The following is a 13,789-nucleotide window of genomic DNA, read 5'->3' on the forward strand; positions in this document are numbered from 1 at the left end:
ATCGGATGACGACTTCTGGCAAACTTGCGGGCCGTCACGCCCTCATCACCGGCGCCGGCAGCGGCATCGGTGCAGCGATCGCAAGGGCGCTTGCAGCGGACGGCGCGCGCGTCACCCTGCTCGGCCGCCGCAAGGAGCCTCTGGAAGTGGTCGCAGCCGAAATCGGCGCGCAGGCATTCGTCGTCGATGGGTTCGACGTCACAAGTACCGAGGCTATCGCCCAAGGGCTCGCAAGGGCACGCGAAAAATTCGGCCCCATCGATATTCTCGTCAACAACGCCGGCGAAGCCCCGAGCGCGTCTTTCGAGAAGACCAGCCTGGACACATGGAACCATGTCCTGTCAGTCGACCTCACCGGTGTCTTTCTGGTGACGCAGGCAGTCTTGCCCGATCTGAAGGCGCATGGCGCCGGCGCGCGCATCATCAATATCGCCTCGACGGCCGGCTTGAAGGGATATGGCTACGTCTCCGCCTATGTTGCCGCCAAGCATGGCGTCGTCGGCCTGACCCGTTCGCTGGCGCTGGAATTCGCCAAGACCGGCATGACAGTCAATGCCGTCTGCCCCGGCTTCACCGATACCCCGATCATCCAGCGATCGATCGAAACCATCGTCGCCAAGACCGGGCGCACGGCCGAGCAGGCGCTTGGCGAGTTCACGAAATCCAATCCGCAGGGGCGGCTCGTCACACCGGAGGAAGTCGCTGATACCGTTCTCTGGCTGGCATCGCCGGTAGCGGCATCGATCAATGGACAGGCAATCGCGGTTGCCGGTGGGGAGATTTGAGGGGATGAGCGATCTAGATATGACGATGCGGGGCCATCTGAAGCCCTTCAAGGATTACAAGCCGCAGCATTTCCTCTGGGATGTCAGCGAGGATGGCCGCGTCGCTACGCTCACGCTGAACCGCCCGGAACGTAAGAATCCATTGACCTTCGAGAGCTATGCCGAGCTGCGCGACCTCTTCCGTGATCTCGTCTATGCATCGGATATTCGCGCCGTGGTATTGACGGGCGCCGGCGGCAATTTCTCCTCCGGTGGCGATGTGTTCGAGATCATCGAACCGTTGACCCGCATGGCCATGCCCGAGCTTCTGGCCTTCACACGCATGACCGGCGATCTCGTGAAGGCGATGCGCAAATGCCCGCAGCCGATCATATCGGCCGTCGACGGCATCTGCGCCGGTGCCGGCGCCATCCTCGCCATGGCCTCCGATCTGCGGTTGGCGACGCCCGAGGCCAAGACCGCCTTTCTCTTCACCCGCGTCGGCCTTGCCGGCGCCGATATGGGCGCATGCGGTATCCTGCCCCGTATCATCGGCCAGGGCCGCGCCGCCGAACTTCTCTTCACCGGCCGCTCAATGACGGCGAGCGAAGGTCAGGCCTGGGGCTTCTACAACGGCTTGCACGCCAGCGCCGATCTGAAGCAGGAAGCCGTCAAACTCGCTCGCTCGTTGGCCGATGGTCCCTGGTTCGCGCATGGTATGACGAAGACCATGCTGAACCAGGAATGGGCGATGGGCATCGACGAGATGATCGAATCCGAAGCGCAAGCCCAGGCCGTTTGTATGGCGACGCAGGACTTCCGTCGCGCCTTCGAGGCTTTCGCCGCCAAGCGCAAACCGGAATTTCAGGGAGACTAGGCAATGTCTATGGCAAGCGCCCTCCCCGGTCCGACGCGAGACCATTTGGATTGGCCGTTCTTCGAGGAACGCCACCGTGAATTCGCGGCTGAGGTGGACACTTTCGCCAAATCCCCTGCGATCGCGGCGACCGATCACAGGGATGTCGACGGCGCTTGCCGAAAGCTGGTCAAGGCGCTCGGCGATACCGGGCTTCTTGCCGCCGCCACGGGTTCTTCCCATGACGAACCGCTGATCGACTCCCGCCTCGTCTGCCTTGCACGCGAAACCCTTGCCTGGCATGACGGCCTTGCCGACTTCGCCTTTGCCATGCAGGGGCTGGGCACCGGCGCGATCGGCCTTTCCGGTTCACCAGAGCTGCGCGCGGCTGTTCTGCCCAAAGTGCGCTCGGGCGATTGGCTTGCCGCCTTCGCGCTTTCGGAAAAAGACGCCGGTTCCGATGTGGCGGCCATGAGCTGTGCCGCCCGCCTCGATGGCGACCATTATGTTCTCGACGGCGAGAAGACCTGGATCTCGAACGGCGGCATCGCCGACGTCTACACGGTCTTTGCCCGCACAGGCGAGGCACCGGGAACGCGCGGCATTTCCGCCTTCGTCGTCTTTGCCGATGATCCCGGCTTTTCCATCGCCGAGCGCATCGAGGTGATCGCGCCGCATCCGCTGGCGACGATCCGCTTCGAGAATTGCCGCATCCCCGCGTCGCGGCGGCTCGGTGCGCCGGGCGAAGGTTTCAAGATCGCCATGCGCACGCTCGATATCTTCCGCGCCTCGGTCGCTGCCGCAGGCCTCGGCTTTGCCCGCCGCGCGCTCGATGAATCCCTTGCCCATGTTCGCGCGCGTCCGATGTTTGGCGGAAGGCTCGCGGACCTTCAGTTGACGCAGGCCGCCCTCGGCGATATGGCGACCGGCATCGACGCGGCGGCATTGCTCACCTATCGGGCGGCCTGGCGTCGCGACGTGCAGCGCTTGCCGACGACGCGCGAGGCGGCCATGGCCAAGATGACGGCTACGGAAACCGCACAGAGCGTCATCGACCGCGCCGTTCAGCTCTTCGGTGGACGTGGCGTAAGGTCCGGCGAGATAACGGAAAAACTCTATCGGGAGATCCGCGCGCTTCGCATCTATGAAGGTGCGACGGAGGTTCAGAAACTCATCGTCGCGCGCGAACTTCTGAAAGCCAATTAGTGGGAGACGACAGCATGAGCCGCGAGATTTTCGACTGGGCCGATCCGTTCCGGCTGGTGGAGCAGCTGAGCGATGAAGAACGCATGGTGCTGGATACCGCACATGCCTATGCGCAGGAGAAGCTTGCCCCCCGCGTGCTTGAAGCCTTCCGCCACGAAAAGACCGATCCGACGATCTTCCGCGAGATGGGCGAGCTTGGGCTGCTCGGACCGACGATTGCGCCGGAATATGGCGGCGCCGGCCTCGGCTATGTCGCCTATGGCCTGATCGCCCGCGAAGTGGAACGCGTCGACAGCGGCTACCGCTCGATGATGAGTGTGCAGTCCTCGCTGGTCATGGTGCCGATCGATGCTTTCGGCTCCGAGGCGCAGAAGCAGAAATATCTGCCGAAGCTTGCCACTGGCGAATGGATCGGCTGCTTCGGCCTCACCGAGCCGAACCATGGCTCCGACCCCGGCTCGATGGTGACGCGGGCAAAGAAGGTCGATGGCGGCTATAGCCTGACCGGCGCCAAGACCTGGATCTCCAACGCACCGATCGCCGATGTCTTCGTCGTCTGGGCAAAGACCGAGGACGGCATCATCCGCGGCTTCATCCTTGAAAAGGGCTGGAAGGGACTGTCGGCACCCGCCATCCACGGCAAGGTGGGCTTACGCGCCTCGATCACGGGCGAAGTGGTCATGGAGAATGTCTTCGTGCCGGAGGAAAACCTGCTGCCGAACGTTTCTGGCTTGAAGGGTCCGTTCACCTGCCTCAACTCCGCCCGCTTCGGCATTGCCTGGGGCGCATTGGGTGCTGCCGAGGATTGCTATGCCAAGGCGCGGCAATATGTGCTCGACCGCAAGCAGTTCGACCGGCCGCTTGCCGCCAACCAGCTGATCCAGAAGAAGCTCGCCGACATGGTGACCGAGATCACCCTTGGCCTGCAGGGCTGCCTGCGTCTCGGCCGCATGAAGGAAGACGGCCATCCGCCTGTGGAGCTGACGTCGATCCTCAAGCGCAACAGCTGCGGCAAGGCGCTGGATATCGCCCGCGCCGCGCGCGACATGCTCGGCGGCAACGGCATTTCCGACGAGTTCGGCATTGCCCGCCACCTCGTCAACCTCGAGGTGGTCAACACCTACGAGGGAACCCACGACATCCACGCCCTCATCCTCGGCCGCGCCATCACAGGCATCGCCGCTTTTGCGAATTGAGGTCCGTCTTGGCGTTTAAAACCACCAGACCCCTGCGCTTCGGAGATTGCGACCCCTCGGGAATCGCCTATTTCCCGTCCTATCTGAACATCCTCGTCGGGGTGTTGGAAGATTACTTTGCCTCGATCGGCTTTTCCTGGCGAAAGCTGATCGACGAGCGCCGCATCGGTGTCCCGACCGTGCGGCTCGATCTGACTTTCATGAAGCCGGGCCTTCAGGGCGACGACCTCGAATTCCTGCTGACAGTACGCGGCATCGGCCGCTCGTCGCTGGACCTGGAACACCAGGTCTCTGCAAACGGCCATGTGCTGTGGACGGCCAGGCACCGCGTCGTCGCCACCTCGCTCGATAACCATCAATCGCTTGCCTGGCCGGATGATATCCGCGCCGCACTGACCTCTCATCTGGAGACGACCGATGCACACCATCCTGCAACCTGAAGGCTGGGCCAAGCCGATCGGCTATGCCAACGGCATGACGGCAACCGGCCGCATGGTGTTCGTCGGCGGCCAGGTCGGCTGGAATGCCGCCTGCGAATTCGAAAGCGACGACTTTGTCGAGCAGGTGCGCCAGACATTGAAAAATGTCGTCGCCATCCTGGCCGAAGGCGGCGCCGAGCCGAAGCACATCACCTCGATGACCTGGTATTTCACCGACAAGCAGGAATATCTCGGTAGCCTCAAGGCTATCGGTCAGGCCTATCGCGAAATCATCGGCCGGCACTTCCCGGCCATGGCTGCCGTACAGGTCGTCGCTCTGGTCGAGGATCGCGCCAAGATCGAGATCCAGGCGACCGCCATCATTCCGGAATAATATCGCACAGGCGGTCAAGATCATGTCGGCACTGCGCTTTTCGGACACCATCTCGGCGGCGCTGACTGACGGGGTCATCGTCGTCACCATAGACAATGCGCCCGTCAACGCGCTCTCGGCCGATGTCCGGGCCGGCCTGATGGCGGCGCTCGATCATGCCGAGAACGAAAGCGCAATCGCCGGCGTCGTACTGACAGGCGCGGGCAACAGCTTCATCGGCGGCGCAGACATCAAGGAACTCGGCAAGCCACCGGTCGAACCGCTCCTGCCTGACGTCATTGCCCGCATCGAAACCTTTCCGAAACCCGTCGCCGCGGCGATCAATGGCGCAGCGCTCGGGGGCGGCCTGGAAGTGGCGTTGGCCTGCCACCGCCGCCATGCGGCTCCATCAGCCAAGCTCGGCCTGCCGGAAGTCAAGCTCGGCATCGTGCCCGGCGCTGGCGGCACGCAACGCCTGCCACGCCTCATCGGCACCGCTGCCGCCATCGATATGATCGCCGGCGGACGCATCATTTCTGCCTCGGAAGCCCTCAAGCTCGGCATTGTGGACAGAGTCTCCGAAAGCACGCTGCTCGCAGACACCATTGCCGATATCAAGAATGCCGACGCCTCATCTTTGCGCCGTACCGGTATGCTTTCCGTTCCATCTACTCTCATTGAAACCATCGAAAAGGCAGCCGCCGATGCACTGCGCAAGGCACGCGGCCAGCGTGCCCCAACGGAAGCCGTCCGCCTCGTTCGCCTCTCCGCAACCGCTCCCCTGGCCGAGGGGTTGGCCGAAGAACGCCGCACCTTCCTAGAGCTTCGCGACAGCGAGGAGGCGACCGCGCTGCGCCATGTCTTCTTCGCCGAACGCGCAGCCGGCAAGGTCGAAGGTTTGGAGGCAGTCACGCCACGCAGGATTGAAACCGTCGGGATCGTCGGCACCGGCCTGATGGGATCGGGCATCGCGGTCGCCGCGCTCAACGGCGGCTATCGCGTCATCGGCGTCGAGCAGAGTGCCGAAGCAGCCGAGAAGGGCCGCGAACGGATCGCCGGCATTCTCGACAAGGCGGTGCAATCCGGCCGCCTCGACGCGGCCGGTCGCGAGGACCGTTTAAGTCGATTGAGCGTGACCGCCGATATGCAGCAACTCGGGCAGGCCGATATCGTCATCGAAGCCGTCTTCGACGACCTCATCGTCAAGACCGAACTGTTCCAGCGCCTCGATACGATCGTCCGCGCCGACGCAATTCTCGCGACCAATACCAGCTATCTCGATCCTGACGTCATCGCTGCGGCAACCGCGCGGCCCGGGCGGGTCGTCGGCCTGCACTTCTTCTCGCCCGCCCACATCATGCGGCTGCTGGAAGTGGTGAACTGCAAGAAGACGGCGCCGGAGGTCCTGGCGAGCGCATTGGCATTCGCGAAACGCTTAAGCAAACTGCCCATCGTCTGCGGTGTCACCGAAGGCTTCATCGGCAACCGCGTCTTCTCGGCCTATCGCCGCGAGGCCGAATACATGGTCGAGGACGGCGCTTTGCCCGACGAAATCGATGCGGCTCTGGAAGCCTATGGTTTTCCCATGGGTCTTTTCGCCGTCTACGACATGGCAGGCCTGGAGATCGCCTGGGCGCGCCGCAAGCGGCAGGCTGCAACGCGCAATCCTGCGGAACGCTATGTCGTCATCGCCGACCGACTCTGCGAGGCCGGCCGCTTCGGACAGAAGGCCGGGCGTGGCTGGTATGCCTATCCCGACGGCAAACGGACGATCGATCCCGACGTAACAGCCATGATCGAAGCTGCGCGCGCCGAGAAAGGCATTGTGCCAAAGCGCTTCACCGCCGAAGAGATCGTTGCCCGCCTGCTGAAAGCCATGTCCGATGAGGGCGACGCACTGCTTGCGGAAGGCATTGCTGCCCGCGCCAGCGACATCGATCTCGTCATGATCAACGGCTACGGCTTTCCATCGAGCAAGGGCGGCCCGATGTTCGCCGCCGGCCGCCGCTAGAGCATTTCCAGGAAAAGTGCGAAGCGGTTTTCCGTCTGGAATGCGTAAAGAAACAAAAAGATAGAGCGTTCACGCTGCCGAAGACAGCAGCGTGAACAGTTCCTGTGGTCGGTTGACCCCGCGCAGCGCGTAGCGACCGACGGAGACAAGATCGTTGCTGTTGTGTGTCGATAGCGCCTCGACGAAGTTCGACGACATCAGGACATTGCGGTCGGCCGAACGGCACATGGAGGCAATGCGGCTCACCTCGTTGACAGCAGGCCCGATGACGGTGAAGTCCAGCCGGTCCATGCTGCCGATATTGCCGTAGAAGACATCGCCGATATGCAGGCCGAGATAGACATCCGTGACGGGCCTGCCCTCGATCTGCCGCTGGGCGTTAAGATCGCGCAACCGCTGGCGCAACAGCGATTCCGCCATCAGCGCAGCGGCGCAGGCATCGGCCGAATTTCTGGCCTTGAAGATCGCCAGCGTGCCGTCGCCGATCAGCTTCAGCACGTTGCCGCCCGCCTCGTGGATCGAGGAAATGACGGCATCGGCATAGGCGTTCAGCATCGGGATGATCTCATCCGGCTCGGCGGTATCCGAGATGCGCGTATAGTTGGCGAGATCGGAAAACCAGAGCGCCGCTGAAATCCGTTCGGTCTTGCCGCGCGTGATCTTGCCTTCGAGAACATGGCGGGCGGCATCCTCGCCGAGATAGACCTCAGCGATCGTGCGGGCGATGCGGCTCATGCCGGTGCACTTGATTGCCAGCGCCAGCGCCGGCGTGAGCTTGCGCAGCACGTACAGATCCTCGTCGGGGAAACCGACTTCGGCAGCGGTGGCGAAATTGGAATAGAAGCAGTCCATCTCGCCGATCGTACCGCCCTCTTCGAAACGGTGCACCATGGCAATGTAGTCCGTGTGACCATCGGCCTGCAGTGTATCGAGCCCGTAGAAATCTGCCGGCTCGCCAAAACCGATACGCCGGCGCACCTCGTCCCCGCCTGTCGTCAACATATGATAGAAGGCGGAACGTTGCCAATTCTCGGCGGCGATCCCCTGATGCGACGGGCCATATTCGAACTCGCGCTCGATCACCCGGTTGCCGTCCCAGCGGAAGGCACGGCCTTCATAGACCGGATGCAGCGTGTCCATCAGCGCCATGGCTCGATCGAGGTTGAGGCCATGCTGGCGGCACTGCTCGCAGAAACCCGCCAGGATATCGGTTTCTGCCATGCCCTTGAGGCCTGCTTGCATGAGCCAGCTGGCGATTTCGCCGATGTCCTTCGCGTCCATGGATATCTCCCGACCCTCTAAAGGATTCGCTTTAGTACGAAACTTATAGGCTTGGAATGCCATACGACGCAAAATAGTCTCTATGGAAGCAAGTGATCGCCGCCCCTGTGGCACAGAAGCGGCGATTTGACCCGCTGGAAGGGTGGTGGCGAAGCCTCAGCCCCTTACATGCGGCTTCAGCAGATCCTCCAGGCCGATGCGCCGGAAAATCTCGGCGCGCACCCGGTCGGCGACGCCATTGACGATTTCCGCACCATCTTCCGACGGATCGATATGGATACGGAACGGGCGTGTGCCGAAGGGCATATCCACGACTTCAACGATCGCGGTCGCGACGGAGGCCGCATCGGCGTCGGCCGGTTCCAGCGAGGCGAGACCCTTCAATGCCTGATCAGGAACGCCTGCATAGGGACCGTTGTCGTATTCGGCAGCGCGGGCCTTGTCTGCGGGCGAGCCGGAGTGGGCGAAATGGTTGGTGCCCTTCGTGAAGGCGCCGGGCACGATGATCGCTGTTTCGATGCCCCAACGGGTGAGCTCCGACGCATAGGAGACAGCCAGCGAATCCATCGCCGCCTTGGCGGCGAAATAAGGCGACAAGTAGGGCGGCGTGCCGCCACGGGTGCTGGACGAGGATACCCAGACAACCAGGCCGCTGCGCTGTTTGCGCAGATGTGGCAGCACGGCGCGATTGACGCGCTGGGTGCTGAGCACGTTGATGTCGTAGAGCTCGGCAAACTGCTCCGGCGTGAAGGCTTCCGCCGGGCCGAAGGACATATGGCCGGCATTGTGGATGACGGTGTCGATACGACCCTGCTGGGCGATGATCTCGGCAATGCCGGCTTCGACCGATGCATCCGAGGCAACATCGAGCTCGACAGCTCTAAGATCGACCCCATTCTCCCTGGCGAAAGCGGCAACGGCTTCCGCCTGCGGCGCGTTGCGCCCCTTGGTTTCGCGAATGCCGGCATAGACGGTATGGCCTGCTCTGGCGAGGGCACGCGCCGTCAGAGCGCCGAAACCGCTCGATGCGCCTGTTATGACGATGACTTGCTTGCTCATGATCCTGTTCCTTTTTGGATGTTCAGTTGCTGACGATGACATGATGTCGAGAGGGGTGGTGGCGGCAGGCATTGCCCTACCGCCAGAATGGCTCAGATCATGCCGCCGTTGGCGCGCAGCGTCTGGCCGTTGATCCAGCCGCCATCAGGACCGACGAGGAAGGAGACGGCGGCAGCAATGTCCTCAGGCGTGCCCAGTCGCTCCAGCGGATTCATCTTGGCCAGCCGGTCGATGAGTTCGTCGCTCTTGCCATTGAGGAAGAGGTCGGTGGCCGTCGGGCCGGGAGCAACGGCGTTGACAGTGATCGAGCGGCCGCGCAGTTCCTTCGACATGATGCCCGTCAGTGTTTCGACGGCCGCCTTCGTGGCGGCGTAGACGCCATAGGATTCGAGCTTAAGCCCGACGACGCTGGTCGAGAAGTTGACGATGCGGCCGCCGTCGCGCAGGCGCTTGCCGGCTTCGCGCAGCGTGTTGAACGTGCCCTTGAGGTTGATGGCGATATGATGGTCGAAATGCGCGTCGTCCGCATCGGCGATCTTGGCAAGCTGCATGATGCCGGCATTGTTGATGAGCACGTCGACGCCGCCGAAAGCCGCCTCGGCTGCATCGAACATGCGGCGCACGGCATCGACATCGGAAACATCGGCCTTGGCGGTCAGCGCCTTGCCGCCCTTTTCTTCGATCTTGCGGGCCAGCTCCTCGGCGGCAGCTTCGCTGCCTGCATAATTGATGACGACGGTGAAACCGTCTGCGGCCAGCCGCTGCGCAATGGCTGCGCCAATACCGCGGGACGCGCCGGTGACGATCGCTACCTTGTTGGAATTATTGCTCATTTTCTTCATCCTTGCTGGTTTTGCGCCTCAGCGCCTTTCGACGAGGAGAAGATGCCTCTTTTCATGACGCGGATAATCGGCCATTAATCGGCATCACTATCCGAAATAGGCGAACAAATAAGATGGACAGATTCGATGCCATGCGCGTGTTTTGCCGCCTCGTGGAGCGGCGCAGCTTCACGCTGGCGGCCGAAGACACCGGCCTGCCGCGCTCGACAGTGACGGATGCGATCAAGCAGCTGGAGGCGAGGCTCGGCGTACGGCTGTTGCAGCGCACGACGCGGCATGTGAGCCCGACGCTCGACGGCGAGGCCTATTATCAGCGCTGCCTGCGCATCCTCTCCGACATAGAGGATGCCGAAGGCGCCTTTGCCGGCGCCAAGCCGAAGGGGGTGCTGCGCGTCGACGTGCATGGAACTCTGGCTCGGCACTTCGTCTTGCCGAACCTGCCGTCCTTCCTCGAAACCTACCCCGAAATCGAATTTCAGATGACCGAGGGCGACCGCTTCGTCGATCTCATCCGCGAGGGAATCGACTGCGTGCTGCGTGTCGGCACGCTGCAGGACAGCGACATGATCGGGCGTCGCGTCGCGATGCTGGAAGAGGTCACACTGGCAGCCCCGGCCTATGTGGAGCGTCACGGCATGCCCATGCATCCGGATGCGCTCGACGGCCATCGCATGGTCGGCTTCCGCTCCTCGGCGACGGGCGGCCTGCTGCCGCTGGAATTCGAGGCAGGCGGCACGCTGCGCGAGATCACCTTGCCCGCAACCATCTCCGTCAATGCGGCCGAGAGTTATTTTGCCGCGGCCAAGCTCGGCCTCGGCTTGATCCAGGTCCCGCGCTACCACGCCGAGGATGCCCTGGAAAAAGGTCAGTTGCTGCATATTCTGAAGGACTTTCCGCCGACCCGGACGCCGGTATCCATGCTCTATCCGCGCAGCCGCCAGCTTTCACCGCGCGTGCGCGTTTTCATAGACTGGCTGGTCAAGGTCTTCGCGGGACAGATCGGCGTGGAAACGCAGGCTGGATGAATATTCCGCGCAAGCGATCAAATAAATGAAATCGGCTCTTTGAATGCGTGAGGAGCACGCCTACGTCGTAGTGCATATTCCGCTGACGACGGCGTCGCGATGTTGTGGCGACCCGGCAATTTTCGAGAGAGACTGAGCCGATGACCGAACAGAAGCAATTGAAGCTCGGGGCCTTCATGCGCCCCGTCAGCCTGCATACCGGCGCATGGCGCTATCCTGGCGCCTATCCGGACGCCAATTTCAATTTCCAGCATATCAAGAGCTTTGCGCAGGAGCTCGAAAAGGCGAAGTTCGACGCCTTCTTCATGGCCGACCATCTGGCAGTCCTCAACATGCCGATCGAGGCGCTGAAGCGCAGCCACACAGTAACCTCCTTCGAGCCCTTTACCCTGCTTTCGGCGCTGGCCGCCGTCACCGACAGGATCGGCCTCGTCGCCACCGCGTCGACCACCTTCGACCAGCCCTATCATATCGCCCGCCGTTTCGCCTCGCTCGACCATATCAGCGGCGGCCGCGCCGGCTGGAATATCGTCACGACATCCAACCCGGACGCAGCCCTCAATTTCGGCCTCGACGAGCATATGGACCATGGCGAGCGCTACCATCGCGCCCGCGAATTCTACGATGTCGTCACCGGCCTCTGGGACAGCTTCGCCGACGACGCCTTCATCCGCAATGCCGAGACCGGCATCTTCTTCGACCCGGAAAAGATGCATGTGCTCGCCCACAAGGGCGAGGAGCTCAGCGTACGCGGCCCGCTCAACATCGCCCGTTCTCCTCAAGGCTGGCCTGTCATCGTACAGGCCGGACAATCCGATGCCGGCCGCCAGCTTGCGGCCGAGACGGCGGAAGCGGTCTTTGCCGCACCGCGCAATCTCGGCGACGGCAAGGCGATTTTCGCCGACATCAAGGGACGAATGAGAGAGATCGGTCGCAACCCCGATTATCTGAAGATCCTGCCGGCCGCCTTCATCGTCGTCGGCGATACAGTTGAAGAGGCGAAGGCCAAGCGGGCGAAGCTTGACAGCCTCGTTCACTACGACAGCGCCATCGCATCTCTGTCGATTGCGCTCGGCCATGATGCCTCCGGCTTCGATCCGGATGGCCTGCTGCCTGAAATTCCGGATACCAATGCCAGCAAGAGCGGACGCGAGCGCGTCATCGCACTTGCCGAGGCGGAGAAGCTGACGGTACGCCAGCTTGCCCAGCGTCTCGGCGGCTATGCCGGCCTCGCTTTCGTCGGCACGCCGCAAACCATCGCCAACGAGATGGAGCAATGGCTGCACGAGGAAGGCTCCGACGGCTTCAATGTCGTCTTCCCGTTCCTGCCGCAGGGCCTCCTCGACGTGACGACCCGCGTCGTTCCGGAGCTGCAGCGCCGCGGTATTTTCCGCCGCGAATACGAAGGCACGACCTTGCGCGAGCATCTGGGCCTGCCGCGCCCGTGCAATCGGTTCTTCAAGGCAACGCCTGCGGCAGCGCAGTGAGAGATACCAATGAGCCATATCACGCCGATCGATTACGAGACCGCCTCCGACGCCGTGCGTGCCGAGCACGACCGCGAAGTGGAGCTGCGCGGCCGCATGACGAATATGAAGCGGACACTGCTGCATTCGCCGGTGGCGCATCGCATCTATGCCGAATGGTTCACGCTGCGCGAGGAGCTGCGCCCGGCACTTGATGATCGCGCCGTCTGGCTTCTCTGCCAGGCCATTGCAACGGAATGCCGCTCGATCATCCCGGTCGGCTTCTTCCGCCGCGCGCTGATCAATGCGGGGCTGACGCCGGAGACCATCGTGCCGAGCGAAGACGAAGCCCTGCTGATCGATTTCGGCAAAGCTATCGTCAGGGATTCCAATGCCGTTCCCGAGGAATTGTGGGAGCGGCTGAAGGCGCGCTATGACGAGCCCACGCTCGTCAACCTCGTTGCCTTTGCCGGCATCATGATTGCCACGGCGATCTACACCAACGCCGTGAAGGTGGATATCGACCCGGAGCTTGGGCCTTATCTGGAAGGGTTTGAGCTGCCCGCCAAATAGCGGAACGGCCCCCTCACCCTAGCCCTCTCCCCGCTCGCGGGGAGAGGGGACAACCTCTGTACCCTCGCTTAGACCAGAGCTGAAAGAGGGATAGTAATGGTGCTTCTATCCCCTTCTCCCCGTCAAAACGGGGAGAAGGGGCCCGACAGGGCGGATGAGGGGGCCTCTCCGTCTGCGCCAACCCTACCCCGAAATCACCGTCTCGAACTTCGGATTGCCGCGGATCGTGTTGCTCACCGTGCAGATCTCGTCTTCGGCGGCATGCGCGATCGCGTTGCGGATCTCGTCGCCGAAATCGCCCTTGATGGTGAAGGCGATGTTGAACTTTTCGACGCGGGAAAGCCCTTCCGTCGCCTTTTCGCCTGTTACGACGGCGGTGACTTCGGTGAGCTTGTCGAGCACGCCGAGGCTGCTCGCCGCCATGCGGGCGCTGAGAACCAGGCAGGCCGACAGCGACGAATAGAGCAGATCGAGCGGGTTGAATCCCGGCTGCGACGGCGAGGTGACGATGTCGATTTCGCCACCCATCACCGATGTCACATGCGGAAGACCGGTGCGGCCAACCGTAGCGGTGGCACCGGTCTGTCTCGTCTTCACCTTCAATTCGGCCATTTCGAAAATCCTTCAAATCGTGCAATAAAACCCATGCTCAGAACATAGGGATTCACATCCTCGGACACAATTGCCGCTGTGGCCTCTTGCGTGTCGGCGCGAGTTA

14 protein-coding genes are annotated in these 13,789 nt (G+C 62.5%); 10 read left to right on the top strand and 4 right to left on the bottom strand.

Features of this window, described 5'->3' with window-relative positions:
• The first annotated feature begins 5 nt into the window (after positions 1-5).
• The 7 genes from AB8B29_RS12200 to AB8B29_RS12230 are packed head-to-tail and all read left to right on the top strand — an operon-like array spanning position 6 to position 6,825.
• Positions 6-785, top strand: a complete 780-nt coding sequence (locus AB8B29_RS12200; protein WP_037195360.1) for an SDR family NAD(P)-dependent oxidoreductase — start codon at positions 6-8, stop codon at positions 783-785.
• 4 nt (positions 786-789) lie between these two features.
• A complete protein-coding gene (locus AB8B29_RS12205) occupies positions 790-1,641 on the top strand; it encodes an enoyl-CoA hydratase family protein (protein WP_037195362.1) in 852 nt (283 codons plus the stop codon).
• Between the two features lie 3 nt (positions 1,642-1,644).
• On the top strand, positions 1,645-2,826 hold the full coding sequence (locus tag AB8B29_RS12210) for an acyl-CoA dehydrogenase family protein (protein ID WP_037195365.1): 1,182 nt from the start codon (positions 1,645-1,647) through the stop codon (positions 2,824-2,826).
• 14 nt (positions 2,827-2,840) lie between these two features.
• Entirely contained in the window at positions 2,841-4,022 is a 1,182-nt protein-coding gene (locus AB8B29_RS12215) for an acyl-CoA dehydrogenase (protein WP_145675869.1), read from the top strand.
• Positions 4,023-4,030: 8 nt separating this feature from the next.
• A complete protein-coding gene (locus AB8B29_RS12220; RefSeq protein ID WP_037196573.1) occupies positions 4,031-4,462 on the top strand; it encodes an acyl-CoA thioesterase in 432 nt (143 codons plus the stop codon).
• Positions 4,440-4,835, top strand: coding sequence for a RidA family protein (locus tag AB8B29_RS12225; protein WP_037196571.1), 396 nt, complete (start codon positions 4,440-4,442; stop codon positions 4,833-4,835). The genes AB8B29_RS12220 and AB8B29_RS12225 overlap by 23 nt, the downstream gene beginning before the upstream one ends.
• Before the next feature lie 22 nt (positions 4,836-4,857).
• Entirely contained in the window at positions 4,858-6,825 is a 1,968-nt protein-coding gene (locus AB8B29_RS12230) for a 3-hydroxyacyl-CoA dehydrogenase NAD-binding domain-containing protein (RefSeq protein WP_112440694.1), read from the top strand.
• A gap of 69 nt (positions 6,826-6,894) precedes the next feature.
• Here AB8B29_RS12230 and AB8B29_RS12235 read toward each other — a convergent pair whose 3' ends face one another.
• The 3 genes from AB8B29_RS12235 to AB8B29_RS12245 all read right to left on the bottom strand — a co-directional run bounded on the left by AB8B29_RS12235 (position 6,895) and on the right by AB8B29_RS12245 (position 9,998).
• On the bottom strand, positions 6,895-8,106 hold the full coding sequence (locus tag AB8B29_RS12235) for an adenylate/guanylate cyclase domain-containing protein (RefSeq protein WP_037196567.1): 1,212 nt from the start codon (positions 8,104-8,106) through the stop codon (positions 6,895-6,897).
• A gap of 156 nt (positions 8,107-8,262) precedes the next feature.
• Entirely contained in the window at positions 8,263-9,165 is a 903-nt protein-coding gene (locus AB8B29_RS12240; RefSeq protein ID WP_439006547.1) for an SDR family oxidoreductase, read from the bottom strand.
• A gap of 92 nt (positions 9,166-9,257) precedes the next feature.
• Positions 9,258-9,998, bottom strand: a complete 741-nt coding sequence (locus tag AB8B29_RS12245) for an SDR family oxidoreductase (protein WP_037196564.1) — start codon at positions 9,996-9,998, stop codon at positions 9,258-9,260.
• A 122-nt stretch (positions 9,999-10,120) separates the two neighbouring features.
• On the opposite strand from AB8B29_RS12245, the gene AB8B29_RS12250 reads away from it, so the two are divergent.
• The 3 genes from AB8B29_RS12250 to AB8B29_RS12260 all read left to right on the top strand — a co-directional run bounded on the left by AB8B29_RS12250 (position 10,121) and on the right by AB8B29_RS12260 (position 13,071).
• The gene (locus AB8B29_RS12250; protein WP_113084932.1) at positions 10,121-11,032 is read left to right on the top strand and encodes a LysR family transcriptional regulator; all 912 of its coding nucleotides are present in this window, start codon (positions 10,121-10,123) and stop codon (positions 11,030-11,032) included.
• 140 nt (positions 11,033-11,172) lie between these two features.
• Complete coding sequence (locus tag AB8B29_RS12255) at positions 11,173-12,519, top strand: LLM class flavin-dependent oxidoreductase (protein WP_037196561.1); 1,347 nt, start codon at positions 11,173-11,175, stop codon at positions 12,517-12,519.
• A 9-nt stretch (positions 12,520-12,528) separates the two neighbouring features.
• A complete protein-coding gene (locus AB8B29_RS12260; protein WP_037196560.1) occupies positions 12,529-13,071 on the top strand; it encodes a carboxymuconolactone decarboxylase family protein in 543 nt (180 codons plus the stop codon).
• 183 nt (positions 13,072-13,254) lie between these two features.
• Here the strand turns inward: AB8B29_RS12260 and AB8B29_RS12265 are convergent, their stop codons facing one another.
• Positions 13,255-13,683, bottom strand: coding sequence for an OsmC family protein (locus AB8B29_RS12265; RefSeq protein WP_037196558.1), 429 nt, complete (start codon positions 13,681-13,683; stop codon positions 13,255-13,257).
• Positions 13,684-13,789: the final 106 nt, after the last annotated feature.

The organism is Rhizobium sp. 11_C7_N12_5 (assembly GCF_051811145.1).
Classification (GTDB): Bacteria; Pseudomonadota; Alphaproteobacteria; order Rhizobiales; family Rhizobiaceae; genus Rhizobium; species Rhizobium lusitanum.

Coding starts and splice junctions, on each gene's coding strand:
- AB8B29_RS12250 (WP_113084932.1), top strand. CDS start 10,121: ATGGACAGATTCGATGCCATGCGCGTGTTTTGCCGCCTCGTGGAGCGG.
- AB8B29_RS12235 (WP_037196567.1), bottom strand. CDS start 8,106: ATGGACGCGAAGGACATCGGCGAAATCGCCAGCTGGCTCATGCAAGCA.
- AB8B29_RS12245 (WP_037196564.1), bottom strand. CDS start 9,998: ATGAGCAATAATTCCAACAAGGTAGCGATCGTCACCGGCGCGTCCCGC.
- AB8B29_RS12225 (WP_037196571.1), top strand. CDS start 4,440: ATGCACACCATCCTGCAACCTGAAGGCTGGGCCAAGCCGATCGGCTAT.
- AB8B29_RS12200 (WP_037195360.1), top strand. CDS start 6: ATGACGACTTCTGGCAAACTTGCGGGCCGTCACGCCCTCATCACCGGC.
- AB8B29_RS12215 (WP_145675869.1), top strand. CDS start 2,841: ATGAGCCGCGAGATTTTCGACTGGGCCGATCCGTTCCGGCTGGTGGAG.
- AB8B29_RS12230 (WP_112440694.1), top strand. CDS start 4,858: ATGTCGGCACTGCGCTTTTCGGACACCATCTCGGCGGCGCTGACTGAC.
- AB8B29_RS12265 (WP_037196558.1), bottom strand. CDS start 13,683: ATGGCCGAATTGAAGGTGAAGACGAGACAGACCGGTGCCACCGCTACG.
- AB8B29_RS12210 (WP_037195365.1), top strand. CDS start 1,645: ATGTCTATGGCAAGCGCCCTCCCCGGTCCGACGCGAGACCATTTGGAT.
- AB8B29_RS12205 (WP_037195362.1), top strand. CDS start 790: ATGAGCGATCTAGATATGACGATGCGGGGCCATCTGAAGCCCTTCAAG.
- AB8B29_RS12260 (WP_037196560.1), top strand. CDS start 12,529: ATGAGCCATATCACGCCGATCGATTACGAGACCGCCTCCGACGCCGTG.
- AB8B29_RS12240 (WP_439006547.1), bottom strand. CDS start 9,165: ATGAGCAAGCAAGTCATCGTCATAACAGGCGCATCGAGCGGTTTCGGC.
- AB8B29_RS12255 (WP_037196561.1), top strand. CDS start 11,173: ATGACCGAACAGAAGCAATTGAAGCTCGGGGCCTTCATGCGCCCCGTC.